This window comes from Brevibacillus sp. MER 51, from assembly GCF_023714195.1.
Classification (GTDB): Bacteria; Bacillota; Bacilli; order Brevibacillales; family Brevibacillaceae; genus Brevibacillus.
Window position 1 is genome coordinate 1 of the sequence record NZ_JAMAUS010000080.1, and the last position, 312, is coordinate 312.

A 312-nucleotide genomic window follows, 5' to 3' on the forward strand; every position below is an offset into this window, starting at 1 on the left:
CAAGGCATCCACCGTGTGCCCTTAGTAACTTAACCACATTGGTTAGCACTAAAAAGTACTTACAGTTAATATCTTAGCAATTTCATGCAGTATCCAGTTTTCAAGGAACAAAACTTCGTTTTTGTTGACCGCAAGCGGTCATATTGAAGTTTTATAAAAAACGTCGAGACGTTTTTTATTTTTGCTAGTTACTCGTAAGAGTAACTGCCTGGCAACGTCCTACTCTCCCGGCTCCCTGCGGAGCAAGTACCATCGGCGCTGGAGGGCTTAACGGCCGTGTTCGGCATGGGAACGGGTGTGTCCCCTCCGCCA

Annotated in this window: 1 rRNA gene; it reads right to left on the reverse strand. The window is 46.5% G+C overall.

From position 1 onward, the window contains the following. Positions 1-206: 206 nt before the first annotated feature. A 5S ribosomal RNA gene (rrf, locus tag M3630_RS30745) occupies positions 207-312 on the reverse strand; the annotation flags it as partial.